Source organism: Puniceicoccus vermicola (assembly GCF_014230055.1).
Classification (GTDB): domain Bacteria; phylum Verrucomicrobiota; class Verrucomicrobiia; order Opitutales; family Puniceicoccaceae; genus Puniceicoccus; species Puniceicoccus vermicola.
In genome coordinates, this window is sequence record NZ_JACHVA010000082.1 from 83,851 (window position 1) to 109,848 (window position 25,998).

A 25,998-nucleotide genomic window follows, 5' to 3' on the forward strand; every position below is an offset into this window, starting at 1 on the left:
TGCGGGGAGTTGCGATGAGAAAAATTACCCCGATTACTTCTTTCAGGAATGGGTTCACATTGATCGAACTGCTCGTGGTTCTGGCGATTCTTTCCATCCTGGCCGCCATCCTGATTCCTGTCGCTGGTTCGATGCGCAACAGTGCCCGGCTTGCGGAGTGCACGAGCAACCTTCGGCAGATCGGAGCGGCGGGAATGTTGTTTTCCAACGAGCATGGTGGCCGCTTGCCCAGTTCCCGGCTCTATAACTCTTCTGAGGATGAGGAAGATCCTGGTCTTCGGGAATACTTCGACGATGATGAACGCCACTCGGTGTTCAGTTGTCCTTCTCTTGAGGGATACGGTAAATCTCAAACTTACACGTTTCCGTTGGCCAGCACGTCAAACGATTGGGGCCCGACCGTGTGGTTGCCGATGAACAAGCGTCAGAACGTGGAGTTTCCGGTTGAGACCGCGTGGGTCATGGACGGGCGTTGGCTTTCAAGTGGTCCTTGGTTCTCGACTTCAATTGTTCCGAGTCGCGACGATTTGAATAATCTCCTCTATCCTCATGATGATCGTCAGAACGTCCTTTTCCTGGATGGTCACGTCGAAGCTGTTTTCCTTGACGAATTGGCAAACCCACGGGCGAAAATCTGGACCGGTCGGGAGTTGTGACAGTTCTTTGAATCGCTGGAGATGCTGGGAGTGATGGGGAAATGCGTTGATTGGGAAAGGGATTGGGTTCGGTCGGATGACTAAGGAATTAGGTGGAGCTGAATTGTCCCTTCCCCTTCGTGTCGGATTGATCGGTGTCTCGGGGTATGGTCGCTGCCATTATGAGGCCATCAGGTCGCTGGAAGAAGAGGGGCTGGTCTCTCTCGTTGCCGCGACGGTCATCAACCCGGACGAAGAGGTGGAATGCTGCCGGGAAATGAGAGCCAATGGCTGTCGAATCTACGATGACTATCAAACGATGATCCGATGCGAGTCGGGGCGAACGGATCTCTATTGCATCCCGACTGGAATCGAATGGCATTGCCAAATGACCCTGGACGCCCTCGAAGCGGGCTGTCATGTCCTCGTCGAGAAGCCGGTGGCGGGATCCGCCGAGGAGGCGCAAGCGATGAGGGAGGCCGAGAAACACAGTGGATTGCGGGTGTTTGTTGGATTCCAGAATCTGTTCGCGGACGACCTTTGGAAAACGAAGCAGTTGCTGGTGAATGGGACGATTGGAACTCTGCGGCGCGTCCGAGTGAGTGCTCTCTGGCCGCGAGGCATTCGCTATTATGAGCGAACCCGCTGGGCGGGTCGGTTGATGCATCGGGGAAAGGCTGTCTTTGATTCTCCCGTAAACAATGCCATGGCCCACTTCATCATGATGGCATTGTTTTTTAGTGGGACTCGTGTTTCGGAAGCGTCTCGCGTTCGACAGATTCGAGCTCACTTGATGAGGGTTCAATCGATCGAGAGTTTCGACACGTGCTCGATGGAGCTGATTACCGAAAGTGGTGTGACGGTGCTGGTGAATATGAGCCATTCGACCCGGGAGTATCGTCCGGCCGAGTTGGTTCTGGAAGGGACTGAGGGTGAGTGTAGATGGGGAGAGAAGACTGGGGTCCAATTCGAGTCGGGGGAATTTGGGAAACCGAAGGCCAATCATTTTCCGCCCTTTTCAAACACTCGGATCGTGATGTTGCGTCACATCGTCGATCAGCTTTGCGGAGGGAACAGTCCCGTTTGTTCTTTGGAGCTCGCGAAGGTCCACACGGAATTCGTCGACAAACTGCATCGCAGTGCATCGATTTGGGATATGGATCCAAGCTTGGCGGTCGAAGAAGAGCGCGATGGCGAACCCTACCGCGTGGTCGAGAGGTTGGGAGAAGCTCTCTTGTCTGCCCATGATCAGGGACAGTTGTGGGAGGCGGGTCCGTGGTGTGCTGCCTCGTCCACGAGTCTGCTCGGTTGAGAGGCTACGCTTTCCGGTTGCGCCATTTCTTGGGTGAGATGCCTGTGCGTTGCCGGAATTGTTTGGAGAAAGTGTAGGGGTCGGGGTAGCCCAGTTCGTCGGCAATCTCTTTGATGGTGAGAGAGCTGGCTTCGAGGAGTGCGCAGGCGTTCTCGATGCGAACCTGGATGCGATAGTTTCCCGGAGTGATGCCGAATCGCTTCTGGAAGAGGGATCGAATTCGCGAGTAGCTAAGACCGATCGGTTCGACAATCGTGGCGAGGTCGGCTGGTTCGGTGGCTCTCGTGCGGATCAGTTCGCGACATTTTTCCAATTCTTCCCGATGAGCCTGACGATCGGCTTGACTCTCCAAGTTGCGGCGTAGGACTTGCCGGATGAGAGCGATGATCTCGAACTCGTGATCGCTGTTGGCGAGGACGGTGTCGGAAGATTCCATTTGTCGAATGAGGCGGGCGATGCGTTCGGGGATTTCGGGACGCGTTCCGAGGCGGATCACCGGGTCCCCGGGAGTCATCAGTCCCAGGTCGCAGAGGAGGGTATACCACTCTTGGCGGACGGATACGAAGCACTCGAGCCATTGGCTTTGTGGGTCAACGGAATTGGTGTGATGGCGGTCCGGACAACGAAAAATGATGTCGCCGGCAGCGAGGGGGGAATGGATGCCGTGGGAATCGTGGTAGTGGCCGGTTCCGCGAAGCAGATAAACCATGGCGAGGCGGTCATAGTGCTCGTTCTCGATATCGTTGGAAATCCCCGACTTGTTGAGAAATCCGCAGCTGAGGGCCGATCCTAGGCGGCTTCCGGTAATGTTGCGATAGACGGTCCGGTTGTTTTCGTAGTTTTTGAGATTCATTCGGGATGAGCAAATATGACATGTTTTTGGGCACTTTGTCTATTCGGATTTGGGCTGCGGCCGGATAGGATGATGCTATGCCTCTCAGCCCAATTGACCGTATTCTTGGAAAGACCTTTGAACAACCGGAGTTGACCGGAATGAACCGCGTACCGATGCGGGCCACGCAGTATTCGTATCCTGATGTGGAGTCTGCGCTCGTCGGGGACCGGAAAACATCGCCTTGGTGGGTCTCTCTGGATGGCACCTGGCGGTTTCTCTATCGGGAGAATCCATCGGAGTTGCCCGAGGGGATCGATTCGGCGGACGGCTCGGGAGAAGATTGGGCGGATATGCCGGTGCCGAGTCTTTGGCCGATGCAGGGGTACAGTTTTCCGCACTACACGAATGTGAAGATGCCTTTTCACGCGGAAGCCCCTCATTCCCCGGAACGGAATCCGACCGGGGTTTACCAGAGGAGTTTCACCGTTGAGCCGTCTTGGAAAGGGCGTCGCGTCGTGCTTCATTTCGGCGGGGTCGACGGTGTGCTGCAACTTTATGTCAACGGATCGTTTGTCGGCTTGAATAAGGATTCCCGGCTGCCTTCCGAATACGACATCACGAAGAACGTGAATTGGGACGGGGAGAATCGACTGACGGCCGTCGTCATCCAGTATAGTGACGCCAGTTATGTCGAGGATCAGGACCAGTGGCGGATGGGGGGCATTCATCGCGAGGTGTGTCTGTACTCGACGGGTGCTGTGTTTCTGGAGGATGTGAAGGCGTTGACCGATTTCGATCCGGAGTCCGGGGACGGTTCTTTGGACCTGCAGGTGCGTGTCTCGATGGGAAACGCTCTGGAAGAGGGATGGACGGTCGATTGGCGGTTGCTGGATGCTTCGGAGGAGGGAGAAATCGGCTCCAACCGTGAGGAGGTCGCGGTGCGCCGGGAGCATCTCGCTCCGTGGCCGAGAATCGGTTGCCATGTCGGAAAGTTGTTTTCGGGAGTTCAGCCTTGGTCTGCCGAGCAGCCAACACGCTATCGGCTTTTGGTCGCCCTGAATTCGCCCTCCGGGGATGTGGTGGAAAGCACTGCGATCTGGATCGGTTTCCGAAGAGTGAAAATCCACGACCGTGAGTTGTTGGTCAATGGGAAGGCGGTGATGTTCCATGGGGTCAATCGTCACGACCATACGGATACCGGTGGCAATGTCGTGACCGAGGAGTGGATGCGCAAGGACCTCGAGGTCATGAAGGCCCACAACATCAATGCCATCCGCACCTCCCACTATCCGAACGATCCGCTCTTCTACGATCTTTGCGACGAGTATGGTTTCTATGTGATCGATGAAGCCAATATCGAGTCCCACGACTTTCATAATACCATTTGCGAGGATAAGCGCTACTTGAACGCCTTTGTGGAACGGGGGATGCGGATGGTGATGCGGGACAAGAATCATCCGAGCATCATCATGTGGTCTCTCGGAAACGAGTCGGGGCACGGTTCGAACCATGACGCGATGGCGGGCTGGATCCGCAAGTATGATCCCACCCGGCTGATGCACTATGAAGGTGCGATATCCCGCGGGCAGTCCAAGTCGGAGTGGGATCAGGGGCACCTGGCCACGGACGTCATTTGTCCGATGTATCCCGAGGTGCGGGAAATGATTGAATGGGTCGAGGAGGAGCGTGACCCGCGTCCAGTGATTCTCTGCGAATACTCGCATGCAATGGGCAATAGTAATGGTTGTCTGAAGGAGTACTACGATGCCTTTGAAGCATACAAAGGCCTTCAGGGAGGTTTTATCTGGGAATGGCTCGACCACGGACTGAAGGAAACCGCCGAGAACGGAAAGGAATACTGGACCTATGGGGGCGACTACGGAGACGCGCCCAATGACGCGAATTTTGTGGCCGACGGCTTGGTTTGGCCGGATCGGACGCCTCATCCGGGTCTTTCCGAACTCAAGAAGCTGGCCCAGCCTTTGGCGGTGGAGAAGCTCGACGGAGATGCATTGAAGATTTCTGTGCGGTCGAAGCACGACTTCCGGTCGCTGGATTATCTGGAAGCACAGTGGACGCTTCTCGGGGATGGAAAGGAATTGGCTTCGGGGACCCTCGATTTGCAGGGAATTGCGGCGGGGGGAGCAAAAGAATTTGCCCTGACGGAGGCAGATTCCGCTGTGGCTGATTTTTCGGGCGAGGCGCTGTCGTTGCACATCTCCTTTGTCCAGGGAGAGGCCGAAGGTTTGCTTCCGGCTGGGCATGAAATCGCTTGGGAGCACTTCAACCTGAAGGAGTTGGCAGCCATTTCCGCGAGCTCGCTTTCCGCGGTGAATTCCACCGTTTCGCAGAAGGAGTCGGGTTTGGTCCTGGAGGCGGAAGGGTGGACCGCGAAGTGGTCGTCGGAGAGCGGGCAACTCGAATCGATTTTGGATGCAAACGGGAAGGAGTTCCTGGCGGCGCCGCTTCGGTTTACCTGGTGGCGGGCGGCAACCGACAATGATGGGATGAAGCTCTGGTCCGGGCAGGACGCGAAGCCCTTGGGCAAATGGCAGGGGGCTGGCTTGCCGGAGACTGAGCTGATCCTGGATCGGCATGAAGCGCGGGACGATGCGGGGGTCGAATCCGTTTGGACCGTTCGGACACCGGTTCACCCGCGGGCGGCGACGTTCCGTCAGCGAGTGAAATGGACCGGGAAGGGATTATGGATCACGAACGAATTGGAAACCTCAGCCGATCTTCCCGATCTTCCGCGGCTCGGCATCGAGTTCGCCGTCGTTCCCGGATTTGAAAAGGTGGACTACTTCGGTTACGGACCAGTGGAGAATTACCGGGACCGCTGTGCCGGGGTGTGGAAGGAGCATTTCTCGACAACCGTCGAGGCCATGCACGTGCCCTATATCATGCCGCAGGAGAACGGGAGTCGGTCCGGGGCGGTACGGGTGAGGTTGCAGAATGAGGAAGGGATTCGGTTGAAAATCGAGGCCGTGGAAAAGGCCTTCGAATTCAAGGCTTCTCACCTGAATGATGAGGACCTCTACAAGGCGACCCATACCTACGAGCTGGAACCGCGTCCGGAGACTTGGGTCTACGTGGATCATCTGCAGCGAGGGCTTGGGACGAAGAGCTGCGGTCCCGATACTCTGGATCAGTATAAGATCCGGCCGGGGAAGTATTCGTGGAGTTTTCTGCTCCGAGTCGAATCCTAGTGCTCAAGACTTGAGCGGCGCGAAAATCGGGCTAGTCTTCTCCGAATGCCCCGAATCCAGTCTCTTTTCATTCTTCGCAGTTTGTGCGGTTGCCTCCTTCTTCTGACCCTGTGGGGACAGAGTCGGGGAGAGGAAATTGTTCTCGGAAACGGAAAGATCGAAGTCGCCGTCGATCCGGCAAAAGGGCGAATCATGCATCTTTCGCTGCCGGGACTGGAGAACCTGCTATGGATCAATCCGGATGCCGAGAAGCACTTCGAGGAACATGGTTGGCAACAGTGGGGAGGAGACCGGATGCTCGTCACACCGATTGCTCTCTGGCCTCAAATTTACGGCTCAAGTCGCCCGGATCCAGAGGTGAATGATCTGCCGTGGGAGGTTCTGGAAAAGGGAGATGCCTACGTTAGACTTCGCAGTGCTCAGAGCGAGGTTTTGGGCGTTCAGGTCGAGAGAATGATTCAACTGGTCGAAGGAGAGGCGGTTGTTCGGCAATCCTACGTGGTGCGAAAAATCGCGGAAAGTCCGATACCCGTTCATGTCTGGACTCTGACCCATTTCCCGGTGCAGGGAACGATATGGATGAATATCGCGGAAGATACTTTACATAACGGAATCCGACCGCTCCGAAACTTTTTCATCGGCCGGCAATATGTCGAAGGGCGGTTGACTTATCCGGAAGCGGATCGGGTTGAGATCAGCATGCCGGATGAACATCCGATTAAGGTGGGAACTTTCGGAGGATGGATCGCTTGGAAGAATGATGGCTTCCTCTTCTGGATCGAGGCGGAATGGAATCGGGATGGACTTTATTTTGATGGATCCAATTTGCAGATTTACATCAATCCTCGCCCCGGAGGTTTTATCGAAGTGGAAAGCCAGAGCCCGACCCGCTATCTCGAGGTTGGGGAGAGCGTAGAGTTCGAGACGCGAATGGGAATCGAAGATGTTTCAGCAGAGGAAAGAGCGTCGGTGAAGAAAGTCCTCCAAGGTTTGCAGGGGGAATAGTCAGGCCGATCGCGTGAATCGTGAAGGATTCATCGGTGGAAGCTCCGTGCCGTGCCGCTTGAACAAATGTCCGAGTCGAGTAGAGCTCCCTGGCCCATGTCACATGGATACAGCGGAGTGGCAGGATTCGTTTGCTGAAGCGGCACGGTACGGGATGCAGGCTCTCTCCAGCTTCTCTGCGGCAGCGAATGAGATGGATGTCGGTCAGAGTGTTCGTGTAAGGTTACTCTTCTTCCGTCAAAATCCCTTGTTTCCGGATGTTTCGAAAATATAGTCGCAGAATTGCCAGCGTGCTCCTTTCCGTTGGGGTGCTTCCTTTGGGGTATTGTCTAATCTCTCATTGGTGTATGTGCGGCCATCGGGCTCACGAATCAAATAGTCAGATTCGCGACGTTCTGATCGACTACGCAGCATTTGGCATCGTTAGCATCGGAATGGTTGCATCTCTTTGGGTGAAGGGGAATAAGAGCGCTTCCTATTTTCTCATTCTGTTCGCAGAGTTTTTGATGTTGGCGCAATTTTCGGTTTTCGCGCTGATTCCCTATCTCTTTGGAGTCGTGGGAATTGTCCGGAAATAGGGGAGTTAATAGGTTCAATTGAAAACCATTTCGGTCGGAATGAAATCTCCGTTGGGTTGAGGGTGCAGCTTTTGCAGCGTTCAACCTCAACCCCCTCTGCCTTATGATTCGAAATCCCCGTTTTGTTCTTGGTCTCGTCGTATTGGGTCTGTCGACTTCTACTTCTTGGGCCGCCGACTATTGGATCTCTCCGGGAGGGAGTGGTTCGATGGATGGGAGCTCGGAAGCAAACGCCCTTCCGAGTTCGGCGATGGAGACGGTTTTGAACACTACGATGGGGGCAGGGGATACGCTCTATGTCCTTTCCGGTGATTACGGTGCCACGCAGATGCGGATCGAATCCGATGGGACCGTCAGCCAACCGAAGCGGATCGTCGGTGTGGACATTGGTGGCGGAGTTCCGCATTTCAGCGGCAATGGAGTTTGGAAGAGATCCGAGCCGGAGTCCGGTCAGTGGCGCATCATCATACTCGACGGGAGTCATTGGGAAATCGAAAATCTGGAGCTCAGCGGAGTTCGCCAGGCGATCAGCAACGAGGAAGGCGATTTTGCGAGCCACATTCGGTTTCGTGACCTTCATGTTCACGACGTTCGATACGGAATCTACCTTTCGGATATGGACGATTCCACTTTTGAGAATGTCGCGGTGACGCATTATACGAAGCATGGATTCCGTTTGGAGAAAGGATGCGACAACATTGTTTTCCAATCCTGTCTGGCGGACATGACACGGGGGGATCATTCTTGGTGGGAGCACTCCGAATTGTATCCCTTCGGATTTGTTTCCTACGGTCGGAGTGCGGGGAATACGAACGTCTCCTACATCGATTGCGTCTCGAAGAATAACCGGAAAAACCTGCAGGCTCGGAGTTATTGGAACGGGGATGGGTTTGTCATCGAAGGAGATACGACGGGAGTTTCGTTCCAGAATTGCATTGCCCTGAATAACGAGGATGCGGGTTTTGATGTGAAGGCGGATGTTTCGATCGAGAACTGCGTCTCGTTTCAAAATTTCCGGGGCTATCGGATTTGGGGGACTGGTACGATCTACAACTCGGTGGCAGGCTTTCCGTTTCGGCGGGCCAATCACGTTCCCAACGGGGTGGAAACAACGGGTGGAAGCGGAGTTTGGACAAAGAATGGGACCGCGACGGTGGACTATTTTACATTTTACGGAAACAAGGGGAGAGGAGCCCATGAGGAGGGCAGTGGTTCGATTACATTGACCAACAGCATTCTCGCATTCTCGGGAGCGGAGGGGCAGTTCACGGTGGGATCGATTAGTCTGAGCACGGGAACTGTAACCTATCGACCCGGATCCGGAACGGCCCCCGATTTTGTCGATGCAGATCCGAATTGGGACGGAATCGGTTCCCATATGAACAGCCAGACCTATGGAGAGAGCAAAGGGTATTTTCAAGGCACTGTCGGGGTTCAATTTGATCCGGCCCAGGTTGACGGCTACGGAAGCCAGTCGCAATCGGGGAGCACTGTCACTGTAGGATCTTCGGGGACGGCTTTGACTCTTGCGGGTAATATTTGGCGGAAGTATCCGTTCTCTTATGATGTGACCTCCAGCACGGTGCTCGAGGTCACTGTGAGTGCAAGCGATGTCGGAGAGATCTTGGCGGTTGGCTTGGATGACGACAATGACTTCGATGACACCAAATCGAATTTCCAGTTGGGAGGTTCGCAGCCGAATACGGATAACTTCTACCCGGTCACACCTGATTATTCCCCTGTGAGTGGCGCGGTAACCTATCGGATTCCGGTGGGGAGCTATTTTACTGGCAGTAGGAACTATTTGACCTTTGTCGCGGACGACGACGCTGATGCGAGTGCGAATGTGACATTTTCTGGGATACAGGTGTTTGAGTCGCCCGATTTCTCACTCGCAGGCTTCAGCGATTACTCGATCCAGTCGGGCGCTGGAAATGTGAGTCTCGAGTCGGGGAACACCGCCGTACATCTGACTGGAAACCTTTGGCAGAAATTCCCATTCAACTACACCTTCACCCCGGCCACGGTGGTTGAGGTAACGATTGATGCGATCGATGCGGGAGAAGTCCTAGGAATCGGGTTTGATAGCGACAATAGCTACTCCAACGCCTCAACGACCTTTCGCTTGGGCGGGAGTCAGAGTCCTCCCAGTCGCTTCATCGTGCTTTCTCCCTCCTATACCGATGGAGAGGGCGCGGTGACCTATGTGATTCCTGTGGGCGAGTACATTTCAGGTCCAAAAGCCTACGTTACGTTTGTCGCGGATGATGACGATGACTCGAGCGTCGACGCGACTTTTGCTGATCTGCGGATCTACGAGAAGAATTAAGGAAGGTATTTCGATTTTTTGGTATTGTTAGCCGGTTCTCCCGGAAACCTTCGGTCGTTGACGCTCAGTTCACCGGCTTGGATGCTGTAAACCCAGCCATTTTTTTGAACCTGGGTATCTTCGAAATCCCCTATTATTTCTTTTGCGGAGCAGATCTGGACTGGTTCTATTATCGGCGCAGAAACAGGTCTCGATCAAAATGTCCCGGACGGTTTTTTCTGGCTGGTTTTTCGGGGTTTAGGGAGATCTTGTTGCGATGTATATGAATCTTCCTGTAGACCTATCCGATCTTATGGAAACCTCAATTGATACCGAAGTTACGTTAAACGGTCTCGTCGTGAATCGTGTGCCCACTCCGCATGGAGGGATGGAGCTGCGAATCTGCCCTTCGTCTAAAAGTAAGGACCGAGTGGCTCATCGGGAGGAGATTTCCGGTCGCCCTGAGTCCGTGAAGATCACCCCCTCGGCGACAAAGCCGGACAGCATGGTTCAGGTGAAGCTGGCTCAGGATGCGATGGATTTCGGGTTTTTGTCCGGGACAACCATGCAGGACAGCCGGACGACGTCGGGGCTGTGTGTCGTTCCCGTCGAGGAATCGGATCGTGTCGGTCTGGGGGACGACGTATTGGTGACCGCGTTGCTGAACGAAGTCTCGAAGGTGCGGGTTTGCCATTTTCTGAAGCCGACGCCGGTCGAGGGGACTTTGTTGTCCTGGACCCGGGTGACGAATATCGGTGATGAACCGTTCGAGTTAGAACACTTGTCGAGCTTCGTCCTCTCCGGTTTGACTCCCTTCGCCCCGGAGGATGCTCCTGGGCGGCTGAAAATGCATCGTTTTCGGAGCTGGTGGAGCAATGAGGGACAGCACGAAAGTAGGTCACTGGAAGATCTGCATCTGGTTCGGAACTGGGGTGGTTGGATGCTTCCGAATGAGCGGTTTGGCCAAGTCGGGACACAGCCGGTGCGGAAGTTTTTCCCATTTGTCGCGCTGGAAGATACGGAAGCCGGGGTTCTTTGGGGGGCTCAACTCGCTTGGGCTGGCTCTTGGCAGATGGAAGTGACACGGCGTGCGGACCAGGTGTCACTCTCGGGAGGCCTGGCTGACTACGAGTTTGGTCACTGGAAAAAGGCGATCCAGCCCGGAGAGTCTTTTGTGAGTCCAATCGCGCATCTGGCGAGTGTCGCCGGTGAGATCGATGAACTGACGGATCGGCTGGTCTCGCTGCAGGAGGCGCTTCTTCCGGAACCGCCGGAAGCGGAGAAGGAACTGCCGGTGATGTTTAACGAGTGGTGCACCAATTGGGGGTCGCCTAGTCACGACAAGACGATTGCTTTGGCCAAGCGTTTACAGGGGTCCGGAGTGAAGTATTTAGTGATCGATGACGGATGGGCGAAGCGTCCGCCGGAAGCGAAAGCGCAGTCCAATGGAGACTGGATCGTCGATCAGGAAAAGTTTCCTCATGGGATGAAGGCGACTTGTGACGAGTTGAAAGCCATGGGCTTCGTGCCCGGCGTATGGTTCGAGTTCGAGGTCTGTAATCCCGGGTCCAAGGCATTTGAGGAGACCGATCACTTGCTTCATCGCAACGGGCGGGTACTGGACGTTGGTTCCCGTCGATTCTGGAACTTAAATGATCCGTGGGTCGTCGATTATTTGGATCAGAAGCTTGTCCGGTTCCTCCGGGAGAACGGCTTTGGCTACCTGAAGGTCGACTACAACGATAACATCGGGATCGGATGCGATCATCCGGATTCTTTCGGAGAAGGCCTGCGCCAGCATGTCGAGGGCGTTTATCGCTCCTTCGAGCGCATTCATGAAGGTGTCGAGGACATCATTATCGAAAACTGTGCTTCGGGAGGACATCGACTCGAGCCTTCGATGATGGCGTTGACGGAGATGAGCTCGTTCTCCGATGCCCACGAGTCGACCAATATCCCGATTGTCGCTCGGCAGCTCCATCATTTGATGCCGCCCCGCCAATCACAGATCTGGGCGGTGCTTTACCCTGAGGATTCTCCGGAGCGGTTTGTCTATTCGCTGGCGGCCACTTTCTACGGACGCATGTGTCTTTCGGGCCCGATCCATGATATCGGTGACGAACAGATGGATGTGATCCGCCGAAGCATTGCACTCTATGGGGAAGTCGCTCCTATCATTCGGGAGGGAAGAACATGGTTTGTCGGAGAAACGCCTTGGAACTGGCGCGATCCTGAGGGCTGGTGCGGTGTTTGCCGGGTCAGTAGCGAGGGTGACCGTGCGGTCGTGGTTGTCCACGAATTCGATCGGAAAGATTCAGAGGAGATTATTTGCGACCTGCCAATGGAGGGCGACTGGAAGGTCTCTGGGTCACTGACCGACGAGACTACCGGGGAGCCGGTCTTGCGCGGAAGCTCACTGCATTTCCCTGCTGGAAAGTCTTTCCGCGGATACGTGATCTCGCTGGTTCGTCAGTAGGGCTCCGAAAGTTCGGCGGCAGGACTTTCAGGACGGAGTTGATCCCGAAGGCGAGACGCTGCCGTTTGGCTTCGGTCTACACCTCGATTTTGCTTTTCGGAGATTTTTTTCTTTTCTCGGGGAACGCTTAGGGGTGATATTTGGAGCATGGCGAAACCCCTCGTAAAATCAGCCGTATTCTTATCCATTTTCGGTCTGGGACTAATCTCTCAGGCTGACGTAAGCCTCCCGGGCTTGTTCGGAGACCACATGGTTTTCCAGCGGGAGCAGTCCAACCCGGTTTGGGGATGGGCGGACGCCGGCGAGGAGGTGACCGTCTCGATCAACGGCCAATCTCAATCTACGACAGCCGATGAGGATGGAAATTGGCAGGTGGAGCTGGATCCTCTTCCGGTCGGGGGCCCCTACACATTGCAGGTGGAAGGCAACAACTCGCTGACCGTCGAAGATGTTTTGTCCGGGGAGGTCTGGATCTGCTCGGGGCAGTCGAACATGGAGTGGCCCATTTCAAGGGTCAATAATGCCGATGTTGAGATCGTTTCGGCGAACTATCCGGAAATTCGTTTGATGACCGTGCCCCGAATTGGGACCCAGGAGCCACAATTGACATTCAATGGAAAGTGGGTGCTTTGTTCTCCCGAAACGGTTGGAAACTTTTCGGCAGTTGGATATCTCTTCGGTCGACGTATTCACAATACCCTCGGAGTGCCGGTCGGTTTGATCGACAATTCGTGGGGAGGTTCAGCCGCTGAGGCCTGGGTGCCCCGGGAAAAGCTGGAAGCTTCTGAAACCTTCTCAAAATATTTGGCGGATTGGGAAAAGAAAACTTCGGAATATACGGACGAGATCCACGCCGAGAAAGTTGCGGAATACAATGAGTGGAAAGCCGCTGGAAAACCGGATCCCAAAATGCGCTGGCCACGTGATCCCCGAACAGGGCAGCACCGCCCGGCCAACCTCTACAATGGTGTTCTTTATCCGTTGATTGGTTACGGCATTCGAGGGGTAATTTGGTATCAGGGGGAGACCAATGGTGGACGCGCCGAAGCTTATCGGGAGCTTTTCCCTCTCATGATTTCGACATGGCGCGAAGACTGGGGGCAGGGCGATTTCCCATTCTATTGGGTGCAGTTAGCTGATTTCCAGGCAGAGAAGGAAGAGCCGGGTGACAGTAGCTGGGCGAATCTTCGGGAAGCACAAACAATGACTCTGTCTCTTCCCAACACCGGTGAGGCGGTGATCATCGATGCCGGGGAAGGTCGCGATATTCACCCTCGCGACAAGCAGACAGTAGCGAGTCGATTGGTGCGTCACGCTCTTGCGAATGATTACGGCTTCGACATGGTGCCTGCCAGTCCGATCTTTGAATCAATGGATGTGGAAGGCAATGTCGCCACAATTACGTTTTCGAGCATCGACGAAGGTCTTTATTCCTTCGATACGAAGGATGTCGTTGGATTCGCGGTTGCCGGAGAAGATGGTAACTTTGTGTGGGCCGACGCGAAAATCGTTGGCAAAGACAAGGTCGAGGTTTCGGCAGAAGGAGTCGAGACACCCGTAGCCGTGAGGTACGCTTGGGCGATGAACCCGATTGCCAATCTCTACGATCGCAACGGCCTTCCCGTGACTCCGTTCCGCACCGACAGCGAGTAGGAGCCCAACAGTTCTGCGATAACTTTTTACTCCATTCCTCTCCAGTTCAAGTCAACTGGGGGGGAGGACTGTTCTCCTCCTAGGTTCTAGGCCAGATAGGGCGCTAGAACCGGGCGGGCTTCCAAGGCTTGAACCGTTTTCTCGACTCTTTGCAGGTCCTCATCCTTAAATCCGGAAAATGGGGAAGCGAGGTGTCGTCCGGCGATCCCGCGGACTTCCAGCGCCCCTTTCAGGCCTTTGATGATGCTGGAACCGTGTTTCCCGATCGTGAAGAGACGGCTTGAGATCTCCATAACCTCTCGTTGCAGGGTTTCGGCTGTGCGGAAATCCCCCGCCTCCATGAGTTCGTAGATCTTGACGTAGAGTTTGGGAAATACGTTGGCGCCGCCATTGATGCCCCCGTTTCCTCCGGCCAAGAGAGACTCGGCCAAGAGTTCCTCGGGGCCGATTAGGAGGGTTAGGTCGCGGTCGCCGATGAGACGCTTGATTTTCTTGAAGTAAAAGAGATCGCCGGAGCTGTCTTTGAGCCCGAGGCAGTTCTCCATGGTAAACGCCAGCTCCACGACATCGAGTGGCAGTGACACCTTGGTCAGGGCGGGCATGTTGTAGAGAAAGAACGGGAGACTCACTTTGTCGCCCATCCGTTGCACGAAATCGTGCAACTCCGGTGCGCCGGGGATGAAATAGTAGGGCGGGGTAAAGGCGACGGCGTCGGCTCCCGCTTTCTGCGAATAATCGGCCAGCGAGAGAGATTCGGCGTAGGCGGTGTCGCTGATGCTGACGATGACCGGAATGCGGGCATCCACTTTTTCGGTGACAAAGTCGATGTATTGACGTCGGAGGTCGTAGCTCAAATTGGGACCTTCCCCGGTCGTTCCGAGGATGAATAGACCGTGGACTCCGCCGGCGATTACATGTTCGATGAGGCGTGAGGTTGCCTCCAGGTCCAAGGTTTCGTCCGCCTTGAGCGGAGTGACGAGCGGAGGGATGATGCCGTGAATCTTCATAGGAATTATTGGTAGGTTATAAAAGGTATGGGTGCTGTCGAATGGCCGGGAGTATCTTTAATTTTCCGTTTTCCGGGCCACGGAATCCTTTATGAGGGATTGGTAGGCGAGCTGATCTTCGTAGAGACGGTGAAATACCCGGTACTTGGCGTCATGGTAGGTAGAGGATTCCGTCTGCGGGTCGATGATTTTCCCGGGTCGGGACATTTGGGCCATGGCTTCCTGGACACTGGAACAGTTCCCTGAGGCCACAGCTCCGAGCATCGCCGATCCCAGAATTACGGCTTCGGGCTCTGCCGGGAGAATCAATTTGCACTGGGTAATGTCGGCGTGCTGCTGGAGGAAGACCGGATTTTTAGTTCCTCCGCCACAGCAGACAAGAGTGTCGATCGCATATCCGCTCGCATTCATCGCTTCGACGATATGGCGAGTGCCATAGGCGATGGCTTGGATCGTAGCCAGATAAAGAAGGGCGAGGTCGGTGAGTTCTGCCGAAAGATGCAGTCCGGAGATCATTCCGACCAAGTGGGGGTTGGCCCTTGGGGAGCGGTTGCCGTGGAAATAGGGACAGACATGGAGGTCGGCGGTCAACTCTTCCAAGGGGCCACCAACGGCGAGCTCCGCAAGCTTGTCGTTCAATACCTCATACGGAGTGATCCCCGCCTCCTTGGATGCCTGAATCATGGCCTCGGTAGCGCCGTGGTTGAAGATGATGTGATCGACCAGAGCGCCAGTGGCGGATTGGCCTCCCTCGTTGAGCCAGAGGCCGGGGATCATCGAGGAAAAGTAGGGGCCCCAGACGCCGGGAATTGGGCGCATTTCCGGCGAGGCGACCATGTGGCAGGAGGAGGTTCCGCCGATGAGGGCGAGGCGATTCTCCAAGTCGGCGGGGGTGGGACCTTCGCTCTTGTCCGGCATCCCGATCATCCCAATGCCTCCCGCATGGGCGTCGATGATGGAAACTCCGACAGCCGTTCCGGGAACCAGACCGAGTTCGGACGCAGCCGTTTCCGTCAATCCTTGACCGACAGGTTCTCCCATGGGCAGGATTTCAGTGCCGATCCGGGCAAAGTCTTCTTCCGCGAGGTCTTTGAGGCCGATGGCCCGAAAAAAGTCTTCCTGCCAACCGCTTCGTCCTTCAGCGGCCTCATGGGCCAGATAGGTCCACTTGCAAGTGGTCGAGCAGAGGGAGCGCGTCGTTGAGCCAGTGGCGCGGAAGGTCAGGAAGTCGGGCAAGTCGAAGAAATGCCGAGTGCGTCGCCAGGACTCGGGAAGGTGATTTTTCAACCAAAGGAGTTTGGGCGTCTGCATCTCCGGAGAGATCTTGCCTCCCACGAACGAGAAGACCGAAAAGTCCCCCGAACTATTGATGCGTTCCGTTTCGGCAAGAGCACGGTGGTCCATCCAAACGATGATGTTTTGTCGGTCGTCACCGTCAGGGCTCGCAGTAACGGGTTTCCCGTCGGCGTCGACTAGGACAAGCGAGCAGGTGGCGTCGAATCCGATGCCCTTGATCTCTGTCGGATTCACTGAGGATTCCGCAACTACCTCGCGCGTGCAGGTGCAGATTGCTTCCCAAATATCGTCGGACGATTGTTCGACAAAGTTGGGCCCGGGCCGCCATGTTTGGATGGAGCGGCTTTGATTCGCGATCAAACGACCATTTTCGTCAAAGAGACCGGCACGGGCACTGCCGGTTCCCACATCAATTCCAATAAAGTAGTCCACCCTTGAATTGTAGTTGAGTTGGACGCTTTACGATATACGATTTTGCGGCAAAAGTGAGTCATAAAACGCCAAAAAGGGTCGCGCTTCTTCTCGGACAGGATCTTGGGTATTCCCGACGGGTTCTCTCTGGAGTTCTCGGCTACTCGGAGTCTCATCGGCTCGACTGGATCTACCACAACGCGCCTCCGGATATCCGTATCCTCCCGGCTCTGGAACGGTGGCGACCGCATGGAGTGGTGGTTCACCTTGCGGACCGGACTCTTGCCGAAGGTCTTTCCCGGTTGTCTGTCCCCATGATCTCGGTGACCAATACCATTGAGGATGCAACCATCCCTTTTGTGGATGTGGATAGCGAAGCAGTGGGGCGAATGGCGGCCGAGTACTTTCTGGGTCGCGGCTTTCGGTCCTTCGCTTACTTCGGTAGCCGACGAGTGTCTTTCTCTCAAAACCGGGAGAAGGGGTTTCGTACCGTTCTCGAAAAAAGGGTTACCGGGTTTCCAATTTTCACGCAAATTTCCTCCCTTATCCTCCGCTCTCGCAGGATTGGAGTCGCTATGATCGGCAGACCGAGCGTTGGCTCAAACAACTGCCGAAGCCGGTGGGGGTTCTAGCCTCCAATGACATCCCCGGCCGTTCTCTTTGCGAGCTTTGCCGCAATGCCGGGATCCGAGTCCCGGAGGCAGTGGCGGTGCTGGGTGTGGACAACGATGAATCGGAGTGTCGGATGAGTTTTCCGACCCTTTCCAGCATTGATATTCCGGCCGAGGCGGTGGGCAGGACCGCAATGGAATCGCTGGCCAAGCTTATGAAAGGGGGGCAACCTCCACCGGCGGCGACATTTCTGCCACCGGTCGGCCTGATCGCTCGCAGTTCGACCGATTGGCTGGCACCCCGCGATCCGATTCTCGGAAAAGCCCTTCAAATCATCGAGGAAGAATCCGACCGTGGGATAGGCGTGGAGGCGGTTTGCGAATCACTGGGCGTCTCCCGGAGAAACCTCGAACGACGCTTCCGCTCGGAACTCGGCATCGGCGTTCATGAGCGGATCCAGACGGTTCAGGTGGCTCGGGCAAAACGATTGTTGCTGGAATCCAATCTGAGGATCAGCGAGGTCGCGGAGCGCACGGGGTTCGGGAATTTGAGACGCTTCGATCGAGTCTTCCGTCAGGTCGAGGGATGTCAGCCTTCGGAGTATCGACGGCTGCGCTGATCGGGGAGCGGAGGAGCGGGGGAGAAAAAAACTACTTCGTAGTTCCTCTACGCAGGAGGGGATGGTGGCGGACGTGCGAAGCACTTTCGCAATCCATTTTCGGAAATTTCCCGAAGAGAATCCGGTAAAAAAGGAGAGGAATTTTCTTGCTAGAAAGCAATAAATTGCAATTATAGCAACATTGTGAAGGCGAAGACACCCCCCTTTAACGGATTTACCCTGATTGAATTGTTGACGGTTATCGCGATTGTTGGGCTGCTGGCGGCGATTGTAGTTCCCACTGTCGGCTCTCTCCGCGAGAACGCGCGCAACACGCAGTGTTTGAACAATCTGCGTCAGCTCGGCGTAGCGACCAAGCTTTATGCCAACGACCACGGCAATCGATTGCCGACGTTGAATTACACCTACGTTTCCGATCTCTGGCCCTATCTGGATGCCGGGGAGGGCGAGGCTCCGGCATTGTCGGGGGCCGGGTTTCCGGAGCGACTGCGGGGGACGGCTTTCGAGTGCCCTGCCATGGATTTCGACGAGGGCGTGACGAGTTTGCGCAGCTACGGAGTAAACTCGTTTCTCCGGTCCTACTATCTGAAAGGGGGAGATGACAACAAAGACTATTCTGATTCGCCCCTTCTGCTGGTCCGACAGCCCGAGAAAGTCGTTCTCTTTGCCGACACTTATGGCAGTAGCAATCTATCCCACGCTCGCTGGAAAGCGGCCTCCGAACGTCATGGCGGCCATGTGAATTCCGTATTTGCCGACGGCCATGTCGAACAAGTTGCCGGGGACGATCCCGAGCCGAACACTTACAACAGCGTCTTCTGGCGGGGGAAGGATATTTAGAATTTCCCCGACTTCGCGGACTCTATCCCTCTACAAACAAACTCCAACCCAACCCAATATCGTTATGAAAAAATCATCCATCTTCTCAGTTGGCCTCTTGGCGGTGATGACCTCCGGAGCGGGCCTTCAAGCCATCGTCCTTTCAAATTTTGACTTTGAAAACGCGACATCCGGAGCGAGCCTGGGCGGTGCTGTCGGGACGGCTCGCAGCACCGGAGGGGTCGGAGATGGTTTCGATTTCACGAGTTCTGTTTCCGGAGGCACCTATACGGTTTCGACGCTGTCTCATTCCGGGCCCGGCGATATGAATGCCGTTGGAGCGAACGTTCGCAGTGATACACTAGCTCTCTCCACGTCCGGAGGTTTTTCCGGCAACTTTCTGGAGATTTCCCCGCATCGGCTCACGAACACTGGCGCGGGAGATAAGAATCCAGGTAGCTTCGGCGGAGACTATTTCCGCTTTTCGGTCCAAGCCGATGCCGGAAGTAGTTTAAGCCTGAACTCGTTTTCTTATGACAAAGGAACGGGCGATGGAGCGACCGACGGAGGCACGATTTCGTTCCAGTCGCAGGCCTGGTATTCGCTGGACGGTGGATCGACCTGGGTGAAAATGCAGGAAGACCAGAATCTTTCCCATACGGCTGAGGGAAAGTTTAGCTCGTCGAGTTCGTTCATCGATCTTACCGAAGTCGCTGCGTTGCAGGAGGTCACCGGGGAGATTCAGATCGCTCTTTCCCTCGGGGATAACAGCGGTCGGAGTGCCTACAGTTCGAGTTCGACCAACCCCGCAGCGTTCTATTTGGACAATATCCAGTTGGCCGGGGACATTTCCGCGATTCCTGAGCCGGGACAGGCCGGACTTCTCTTCGGTGTCGTTGGATTATTCCTACTCGGAACACGCCGTCGGTTGCGCAAAGACTAGGAGGGGAAAGAGCGTATTCGTTGAGCCGCGCAAAGTGTCCGGTTCTCGACCGGATTCGTTTATGCCGTTGGCCTACGACAGTCGTGGATGGGAGTGTGCCCGCAGTTTCTTTTGGATTGGTCGCATCCATCCGAGATCTTCTCGAATGAAGTTCGGCCTTTCCCTCTCGGTGATCTCGAAATCACAGTCAATCGCTCAGGCTTCCGGATTCTAGCCGAAAACTCTCTATGAAATTATCCCTATTGGACTGGTCCATTGTCGTGGGTTTTGTCGCTTTCTTGATCGGCATGGCTTACGCGGCGCAGCGCTACACTCGATCGGTCTCCGGCTTCCTCGCGGCGGACCGTTCGGCGGGCCGATATCTGCTGACCTTGGCGGATGGCATGGCCGGATTGGGGGCGATCGCGGTGATCGCGAATTTCGAGAAGTTCTACCAAGCCGGTTTTGCGGCGAGTTGGTGGGGGTTGATGATGGGGCCGCTGGGTATGATCGCGGCTCTCTCGGGCTGGGTTGCTTATCGTTATCGGGAGACGAGGGCGATGACCATGGCACAGTATTTCGAAATGAGATACAGTCGGAAGTTTCGAGTTTATGCCGGAATCCTCGCTTGGTTCAGCGGTGTTTTGAACTACGGAGTATTTCCGGGGATTACCGCTCTCTTCCTTATCCATTTCTGCGGCTTGCCCGAATCTTTCGAGTGGCTCGGGGTTACCTTCAGCACTTTTCCCTTCCTCATGGCGGTGATGCTGACCATTGCCGCCTGCTTTACGCTTTTTGGCGGTATGATCACGGTGATGATCACGGACTTCTTCCAAGGCCAGTTCGTGAACATTGTGTTTCTTTTGATTATGGGCCTGCTTCTCTGGAAAATCAGTTGGAGCGACATCATCGCGACCTTGGAAACTGCTCCGGAGGGAAAGAGTCTGCTCAACCCCTTCGATCAGGGGGAGATCAAGGACTTCAACTTTTGGTTTTTCGCGATATTCGGCTTCAAGATCTTTTACAACCGTTTGGGTTGGCAGGGGGCGCAGGGATACTTCTGCGCGGCGAAGTCCCCCCACGAGCAAAAGATGGCAGGAGTATTGGCCGAATGGAGAAACGGCGTGACCTACCTAATGTTTTTGATCATGCCGATTTGCGCTTATGTGGTGATGCACAACGCTTCGTTTGCCGGAGTGGCAGAGTCGACGCAAGTGGCTCTGAGCGGGATTAATGATCCGCAAGTGCAAAAGCAAATGCTCACCCCGATGGTGATGAACCAGCTTTTTCCCATTGGCTTGGTGGGGTTGTTTGCTGCCGCCATGATCGCTGCGGCAATCTCGACGGACGATACCCAGCTGCATTCTTGGGGGAGTATTTTCATTCAGGACGTGGTTTTGCCATTCCGAGAGAAACCCTTCACGCCGAAGCAACAATTGGTGCTCTTGCGATTTTCGGTGATCGGTGTGGCCCTTTTCGCATTTTTCTGGAGTTGGTTTTTTCCGCTCAAAGACTACCTCTTCATGTATATGCTCCTCACCGGAACCATTTATCTGGGAGGATCGGGGGCGGTGATCATTGGCGGACTTTACTGGAGAAAGGCGACGACGCAAGGTGCATGGACCGCAATGACCGTCGGTATGCTGATCGGTATAACCGGGATTGGATTACAAGCCATATGGCCCTCGGTTCCATTCTTGGTCGAGATTGCGCCGAAGTTTCCGCTGAATGGGGCCTGGCTGGCCATGATTGCCTACATCTGCTCGATCGTGAGTTTTGTTGGGGTTTCCTTGCTCACGTGCAAAGAGCCTTTCGAACTCGAAAAGATGCTCCATCGCGGAAAGTACGCGCTTCCGGACTCGCGGGTGAAGGGGGATCAATATCAGGGCAAAGGTTTCTGGGATCGCTTGTTGGGATTTTCGGATGAGTTTACCCGGGGGGACCGAATCATTTATCGACTCAAAGTCAGTTGGACCTCTTTCTGGTTCGTTTGTTTTGTCGTTGGGACCGTTCTGGGGCTGACGATTGGGATTCCTGACCGTATCTGGGGGCATTGGTGGCTGTTCACGGTTTTACTCGGTGGAATGGTGGGGCTTATCACCGTAGTGTGGTTTCTCACCGGCGGCATCAAGGATCTCTTCTCGTTGTTCCGACACCTGAAGCAGGCTCGCGACGAGTCTTCGGAGGAAGAGGATGACGGATCTGTGCACGAATTCGACGAACATCGGAACGATCAAGGAGTCCCGCCGGAGACCGAGACGGTGGCGGCTCGGTCTCCCGCCTCGAAACCTTCGGTTCCATGAAAATTTTGAATTCATTCTTACTGGTTGGATTGCTTTTGCCCGTTGCAGCCTTTTGCGAGGGCGCGCCAACGATGCCAGACCGTGGATTGCCGCAGGTCTTGCCGGTAGATCATTCGGTCCTCTACACGCCCTTTCCCACTTTGTTGTGGGAAGAAATCCGAGGGGCCGCTTCCTATTCGGTCGAGATTTCTCTTGATCCCGATTTTGAAGAGATCGTCGATCGCGACCAGATCTCGATTCCCCACTATGTGCCGTCTCACCCGCTGGAAGCGAGGGAGTATTACTGGCGGGCAACTCCAGTCGGGGACGAGATCGCAAAAGGGGGCTCAACGACGGTACATCGGTTCGAGGTCCGATATCCGGAACGGATCTTCGACATTCCATCGGGCGCGGAAATCTCCACGATCGAGCGCACCATTGCCGAAGCCGCGAAACAAACTCCCGCAGTCGTTCGGTTTCCCAAAAACGGGAAGCTTCGCTTGGTGCCGAGTTCTTCCGACCTGATTCGATTGCAGGGTGTCTCCGATCTGATCATCGAAGGGCGAGGGTGCGAAGTGATTTTTGAGAACCCGGCGAGCGGTTTCGCCAGATTCGTCGATTGCGAAAGGATTACCGTGCGAGACCTTACGATCCGATTCGATCCGTTGCCATATGCGATCGGGAAAATTCGGTCGGTCGATCCGTCGACCGGGCAATTCGAGGTCGTGATGGATCACGAGGAGTTGCTGCCGTTCGATGATCCGCTGCTGGCCAAGCATTGGACCTGGGGAGTTGTTCTCGATGGGAAGGTTCCGGGAAAAATGGCCGACGATACTCCCTTGGTTGTATCCACCGAGGAAGGGTGGGTTGAGAAAACGATCGGAGACGACGGTGTCGCGATCTACACCTTGAAACTGAAGGCTGTTCACCTTGGCAAATTTCTGGTTCCGGGAAACAAGTTCATTGTCTTCGCCCGGAAAAAAGGAAGAGGCCTCGTTCGGATCGAGAGAGGTTCCGATTTCACTTTTTATGGTCTTACGAACTTTGGGGCATCCGCCGGGCACTACACCAGTTTTGGCAGTTCGGGGTTGAAAGTGATTGGTTGCCAGTCGCTCATTCCGGACGGGCAGTGGGCCGGAGGGAATGCGGATGGGCTGCACGTTCGATCCAACCTCATTGGTCCCTGGGTCCAGGATTGTCGCTTCGAGGGGCTGGGAGACGATGCCATTGCAATCTACGCTAAAGGACTCTTTATCTTAAGCCAGGATTCCGAAACCCGGATTCGGGTAGACGGATATCTCTTCGATCTGAACGAGGGACAGCGCCTCCGGATCTTTGATCCGAGGACGGGAAAGATTCTCGTTTCGGAGATCGGAATCGCGGACATTGAAAAAATGCCCGCCGGCAGTGGAGGATTTCCGGAAGAGCACTTCCTCCTGACCTTAACAGAACCCCTCTCGGTTGACCTGGAGACGGGAAATGAAGATCCGCTTTTAAATGATCAGGTCTTCAATCAGACTATGGCAAACCATCGCTTCGTGGTCAGAAACAATTTTTTCGAGCGTATTCGACGGTTCGGGACCGTCGTGCGTGCAGTCGACGGTTTGATCGAGGGCAATCGATATGACCGGATCTCCAATATTCCTATCGTGCTTCGCAACGAGCCCGATCTGTGGAGAAATGGACTCAACAGCGAAAATATCCGGATCCTCAACAACACGATCACCAACTCCGGATACGTTCGGGGACGTGAAGAAATGGGGCAGATCCATGTAGCCTTTTACAAAATGGGGCACGAACTCGCCGATTCCCGCAGTCACCGGAACCTGACGATTTCTGGAAATACGATTGAGAACTGGCAGGACTATGGAATCGCGATTCGAAATGCGTCCGGAGTGACGATCACGGATAATCTCCTGCGTAGCGATGAGGAGAATTTCGACAATGGCCGCCGACACTCCGCGATCTTTATTGACGATTCCGAGGGCGTGTTCATCCAAGGAAATCAAATCGAGGACAGACGTCCCTTGGACGCAGAAGTTGAGATCACCGCAAACACCGATTCGGTAGTTTGGGTAGACGAGTCGAAAAATTAGAAGCTAATCCCTTATGCAGATGATGCCTTTCCTTTCATTCTTATCGAAAATTTCGCTTGGCTTGCTCGGTCTCGTGGCCGTCTCCGTGCCCGCGGTGGCAGAGGAGGGGAATCGCGTCCTCCACGTGCGGGAATTCGGGGCGATCCCCGATGACGGATTGGATGACATGCCCGCGATCAATGAGGCCATCCGGACGGCAACTAGGCTGGGGGCTTCCGAGGTTCGCTTCGACTCGGGGACCTATCGCTTGCAAGAAACGGTGACGGTGGGTGGTTTCGGGCACGACAATTACATGATCGTCGACCATGCGAAGAACATGGCCCTCGTAGGGGAAGTCGACGAAGACGGAAAGCCGACGACCCGGATCGTTCGGGATTACGAATTGAACAATGAGGCCAAGCCGCCGATCCAACTGAGAATCTGGAATTCCGATTCGGTGTCGGTTCGCAACTTCGTCTTTACGAATGATCCCCCAATGGGCTCGACCGCAAAGGTGGTCTCGGTTGACCGGGAAAACGATGTGGTTGTCGTCGAGGTGCTACCCGGGTTGCCGGCGTATGACGGGATGCGCGCTGCCTCCGCCCATGCGTGGAATCTGGAAACGACGAAGTTGAAACGTTTCGGGAGTACGCCCGGCTCCGCCACTCTGACAATCGGTTTGAACGTGAACGATTATTGGGAAGTGGTCCCGGACTCTGGGGGGCGCCTGCTGAAAATGGAGGGGGCCGGCTTCGCGAACCGCCTCGCAGTGGGCGATGGGGTGAGCTGGCATCATAAGTCCACCGATTCCCATAACCAGATCGAGGTGATGTATTGTCGCGATACGGTTTTCGAAAACGTTTCGCTGCCGAATCTGAGCAACGCGGGAATGTTGGCGGGCTATAATCACAATTTTACCTTGAGAAGAATTCGGTTCGAACCTGAAAACGGAAATCTGGCGGTCGGAGGCCGGGACGGAATTCACCTCAGCAATACCTCTGGAACGGTGCTCGTGGAGGATTCGGTTTTTCGGGGCTTGAGGATGGATCCGTTGGTTCTCCGTAAGAGTTTCGGATTCATCCGGGAGATTGGCGATGACGGATCGATCGTGGTGAAGACGAATCTGCGCACGGCCGCGGAGATTCCATCCGGGGATTCTTTGCGATTCTGGGTGGGAGAGGTGCCCTTCGATCTTACCGTCGAGTCGGCCGAGGATCTCGGCGACAGTCTCTATCGCTATCGATTGGTCGAGGATTTGCCCGACACGGTCAAGAGCGATTCGGTTGTGAGCTTCCAAACCTATTCTCTCGACGAGGCGATCATTCGAAACTGTGTCTTTGCGGGGAATTTCGGCAGTGCCATTGTCAACTTTGTCGAGAATGTGATCATCGAGGACTGTGTCTTCTCCGATAATGCCTATCAGATCAAAATGGGCGCGAATTTTGTTTCCGGTGCGTTCGCCCGAAATGTCATTTTCCGCAATAATCTCTGCGAGGATGTGAGTTGGGTAGACATCGCTCGTCGGGCACAACCGTCAATCCTCATGATTCATTCCCTGAATCGATTCTTCGAGGATCCCCGGTACAACCGGAACATCGAGATCTATGGAAACACTTTTCGGAATCCTGATGGCCCGGACAACGCGGTGGCGATCGATGTCCGCAACGCAACGGATGTCCGGATACACGATAATGTCTACGAGGGGTTTGAGCGGAAGGTGAGCATCGATCCCGAGACGACGGCCGATATTGAGGTGGAGGATTGAGGTAAACCTGCGGCGGGTGCCGGGCCGATCGCCTCCCAATCTGTAGCATCCCGCCGTGAGGCGGATGAGTGTGGGGCACCAGGAGTTGAAGAATACCCGGTCCCTATCGCGTCTCTCCCCCGAGATCGGAGTCTATTCCTGCTTCAAATTCCTGCGGGCAATCTTTGCCCCGCGAGTTT

The 25,998-nt window shown here is 55.1% G+C and carries 18 protein-coding genes; 15 read left to right on the plus strand and 3 right to left on the minus strand.

Translation table 11 applies throughout. From position 1 onward, the window contains the following. The first annotated feature begins 14 nt into the window (after positions 1–14). Both H5P30_RS10205 and H5P30_RS10210 read left to right on the plus strand, forming a co-directional pair. Positions 15–656 carry a prepilin-type N-terminal cleavage/methylation domain-containing protein gene (locus H5P30_RS10205; protein WP_185692846.1) on the plus strand — a complete coding sequence of 214 codons (642 nt, stop codon included), beginning with the start codon at positions 15–17 and terminating at the stop codon, positions 654–656. A gap of 76 nt (positions 657–732) precedes the next feature. After that, positions 733–1,947 (plus strand): Gfo/Idh/MocA family protein, encoded by a 1,215-nt coding sequence (locus H5P30_RS10210; protein ID WP_185692847.1) that lies wholly within the window; start codon positions 733–735, stop codon positions 1,945–1,947. Positions 1,948–1,951: 4 nt separating this feature from the next. On the opposite strand, the gene H5P30_RS10215 is transcribed toward H5P30_RS10210, so the two are convergent. Further along, a complete protein-coding gene (locus H5P30_RS10215) occupies positions 1,952–2,800 on the minus strand; it encodes a helix-turn-helix domain-containing protein (RefSeq protein ID WP_185692848.1) in 849 nt (282 codons plus the stop codon). Positions 2,801–2,877: 77 nt separating this feature from the next. Between H5P30_RS10215 and H5P30_RS10220 the strand changes: the two genes are divergently transcribed. The 6 genes from H5P30_RS10220 to H5P30_RS10245 all read left to right on the plus strand — a co-directional run bounded on the left by H5P30_RS10220 (position 2,878) and on the right by H5P30_RS10245 (position 14,011). Continuing rightward, positions 2,878–5,991, plus strand: coding sequence for a glycoside hydrolase family 2 TIM barrel-domain containing protein (locus H5P30_RS10220; RefSeq protein WP_185692849.1), 3,114 nt, complete (start codon positions 2,878–2,880; stop codon positions 5,989–5,991). Positions 5,992–6,036: 45 nt separating this feature from the next. Then, a complete protein-coding gene (locus tag H5P30_RS10225) occupies positions 6,037–6,996 on the plus strand; it encodes a hypothetical protein (RefSeq protein WP_185692850.1) in 960 nt (319 codons plus the stop codon). Between the two features lie 257 nt (positions 6,997–7,253). Further along, positions 7,254–7,574, plus strand: coding sequence for a hypothetical protein (locus H5P30_RS10230; RefSeq protein ID WP_185692851.1), 321 nt, complete (start codon positions 7,254–7,256; stop codon positions 7,572–7,574). A gap of 103 nt (positions 7,575–7,677) precedes the next feature. Then, positions 7,678–9,903 (plus strand): right-handed parallel beta-helix repeat-containing protein, encoded by a 2,226-nt coding sequence (locus H5P30_RS10235; protein WP_185692852.1) that lies wholly within the window; start codon positions 7,678–7,680, stop codon positions 9,901–9,903. A 292-nt stretch (positions 9,904–10,195) separates the two neighbouring features. After that, positions 10,196–12,358: a glycoside hydrolase family 36 protein gene (locus tag H5P30_RS10240; RefSeq protein ID WP_185692853.1), complete on the plus strand. Its 2,163-nt coding sequence runs from the start codon at positions 10,196–10,198 to the stop codon at positions 12,356–12,358. A 147-nt stretch (positions 12,359–12,505) separates the two neighbouring features. After that, complete coding sequence (locus H5P30_RS10245; RefSeq protein ID WP_185692854.1) at positions 12,506–14,011, plus strand: sialate O-acetylesterase; 1,506 nt, start codon at positions 12,506–12,508, stop codon at positions 14,009–14,011. A gap of 86 nt (positions 14,012–14,097) precedes the next feature. Here the strand turns inward: H5P30_RS10245 and H5P30_RS10250 are convergent, their stop codons facing one another. Next, complete coding sequence (locus H5P30_RS10250; RefSeq protein ID WP_185692855.1) at positions 14,098–15,018, minus strand: dihydrodipicolinate synthase family protein; 921 nt, start codon at positions 15,016–15,018, stop codon at positions 14,098–14,100. Between the two features lie 57 nt (positions 15,019–15,075). After that, the gene (locus H5P30_RS10255; RefSeq protein WP_185692856.1) at positions 15,076–16,746 is read right to left on the minus strand and encodes an FGGY family pentulose kinase; all 1,671 of its coding nucleotides are present in this window, start codon (positions 16,744–16,746) and stop codon (positions 15,076–15,078) included. Positions 16,747–16,799: 53 nt separating this feature from the next. Between H5P30_RS10255 and H5P30_RS10260 the strand changes: the two genes are divergently transcribed. The 7 genes from H5P30_RS10260 to H5P30_RS10290 all read left to right on the plus strand — a co-directional run bounded on the left by H5P30_RS10260 (position 16,800) and on the right by H5P30_RS10290 (position 25,819). Beyond that, on the plus strand, positions 16,800–17,357 hold the full coding sequence (locus H5P30_RS10260; protein WP_185692857.1) for a type 1 periplasmic-binding domain-containing protein: 558 nt from the start codon (positions 16,800–16,802) through the stop codon (positions 17,355–17,357). After that, complete coding sequence (locus H5P30_RS10265; RefSeq protein ID WP_185692858.1) at positions 17,345–17,956, plus strand: helix-turn-helix domain-containing protein; 612 nt, start codon at positions 17,345–17,347, stop codon at positions 17,954–17,956. The genes H5P30_RS10260 and H5P30_RS10265 overlap by 13 nt, the downstream gene beginning before the upstream one ends. A 183-nt stretch (positions 17,957–18,139) precedes the next feature. Further along, positions 18,140–18,796, plus strand: a complete 657-nt coding sequence (locus H5P30_RS22495; RefSeq protein WP_185692859.1) for a DUF1559 family PulG-like putative transporter — start codon at positions 18,140–18,142, stop codon at positions 18,794–18,796. A gap of 64 nt (positions 18,797–18,860) precedes the next feature. Continuing rightward, complete coding sequence (locus H5P30_RS10275; protein ID WP_185692860.1) at positions 18,861–19,718, plus strand: hypothetical protein; 858 nt, start codon at positions 18,861–18,863, stop codon at positions 19,716–19,718. A 227-nt stretch (positions 19,719–19,945) separates the two neighbouring features. Further along, positions 19,946–22,000 (plus strand): sodium:solute symporter family protein, encoded by a 2,055-nt coding sequence (locus H5P30_RS10280; RefSeq protein WP_185692861.1) that lies wholly within the window; start codon positions 19,946–19,948, stop codon positions 21,998–22,000. Beyond that, positions 21,997–24,075, plus strand: coding sequence for a right-handed parallel beta-helix repeat-containing protein (locus tag H5P30_RS10285; RefSeq protein WP_185692862.1), 2,079 nt, complete (start codon positions 21,997–21,999; stop codon positions 24,073–24,075). Before H5P30_RS10280 ends, H5P30_RS10285 begins: the two co-directional genes overlap by 4 nt. A 19-nt stretch (positions 24,076–24,094) precedes the next feature. Continuing rightward, the gene (locus H5P30_RS10290) at positions 24,095–25,819 is read left to right on the plus strand and encodes a right-handed parallel beta-helix repeat-containing protein (protein WP_185692863.1); all 1,725 of its coding nucleotides are present in this window, start codon (positions 24,095–24,097) and stop codon (positions 25,817–25,819) included. Positions 25,820–25,998 lie beyond the last annotated feature (179 nt).

What these genes read in the sequence shown, in the direction of transcription:
- H5P30_RS10290 (WP_185692863.1), top strand. Translation starts at nt 24,095, where the DNA reads ATGATGCCTTTCCTTTCATTCTTATCGAAAATTTCGCTTGGCTTGCTC.
- H5P30_RS10275 (WP_185692860.1), top strand. Translation starts at nt 18,861, where the DNA reads ATGAAAAAATCATCCATCTTCTCAGTTGGCCTCTTGGCGGTGATGACC.
- H5P30_RS10220 (WP_185692849.1), top strand. Translation starts at nt 2,878, where the DNA reads ATGCCTCTCAGCCCAATTGACCGTATTCTTGGAAAGACCTTTGAACAA.
- H5P30_RS10225 (WP_185692850.1), top strand. Translation starts at nt 6,037, where the DNA reads ATGCCCCGAATCCAGTCTCTTTTCATTCTTCGCAGTTTGTGCGGTTGC.
- H5P30_RS10285 (WP_185692862.1), top strand. Translation starts at nt 21,997, where the DNA reads ATGAAAATTTTGAATTCATTCTTACTGGTTGGATTGCTTTTGCCCGTT.
- H5P30_RS10250 (WP_185692855.1), bottom strand. Translation starts at nt 15,018, where the DNA reads ATGAAGATTCACGGCATCATCCCTCCGCTCGTCACTCCGCTCAAGGCG.
- H5P30_RS10205 (WP_185692846.1), top strand. Translation starts at nt 15, where the DNA reads ATGAGAAAAATTACCCCGATTACTTCTTTCAGGAATGGGTTCACATTG.
- H5P30_RS10280 (WP_185692861.1), top strand. Translation starts at nt 19,946, where the DNA reads ATGAAATTATCCCTATTGGACTGGTCCATTGTCGTGGGTTTTGTCGCT.
- H5P30_RS10230 (WP_185692851.1), top strand. Translation starts at nt 7,254, where the DNA reads ATGTTTCGAAAATATAGTCGCAGAATTGCCAGCGTGCTCCTTTCCGTT.
- H5P30_RS10210 (WP_185692847.1), top strand. Translation starts at nt 733, where the DNA reads ATGACTAAGGAATTAGGTGGAGCTGAATTGTCCCTTCCCCTTCGTGTC.
- H5P30_RS10235 (WP_185692852.1), top strand. Translation starts at nt 7,678, where the DNA reads ATGATTCGAAATCCCCGTTTTGTTCTTGGTCTCGTCGTATTGGGTCTG.
- H5P30_RS10215 (WP_185692848.1), bottom strand. Translation starts at nt 2,800, where the DNA reads ATGAATCTCAAAAACTACGAAAACAACCGGACCGTCTATCGCAACATT.
- H5P30_RS10245 (WP_185692854.1), top strand. Translation starts at nt 12,506, where the DNA reads ATGGCGAAACCCCTCGTAAAATCAGCCGTATTCTTATCCATTTTCGGT.
- H5P30_RS10240 (WP_185692853.1), top strand. Translation starts at nt 10,196, where the DNA reads ATGGAAACCTCAATTGATACCGAAGTTACGTTAAACGGTCTCGTCGTG.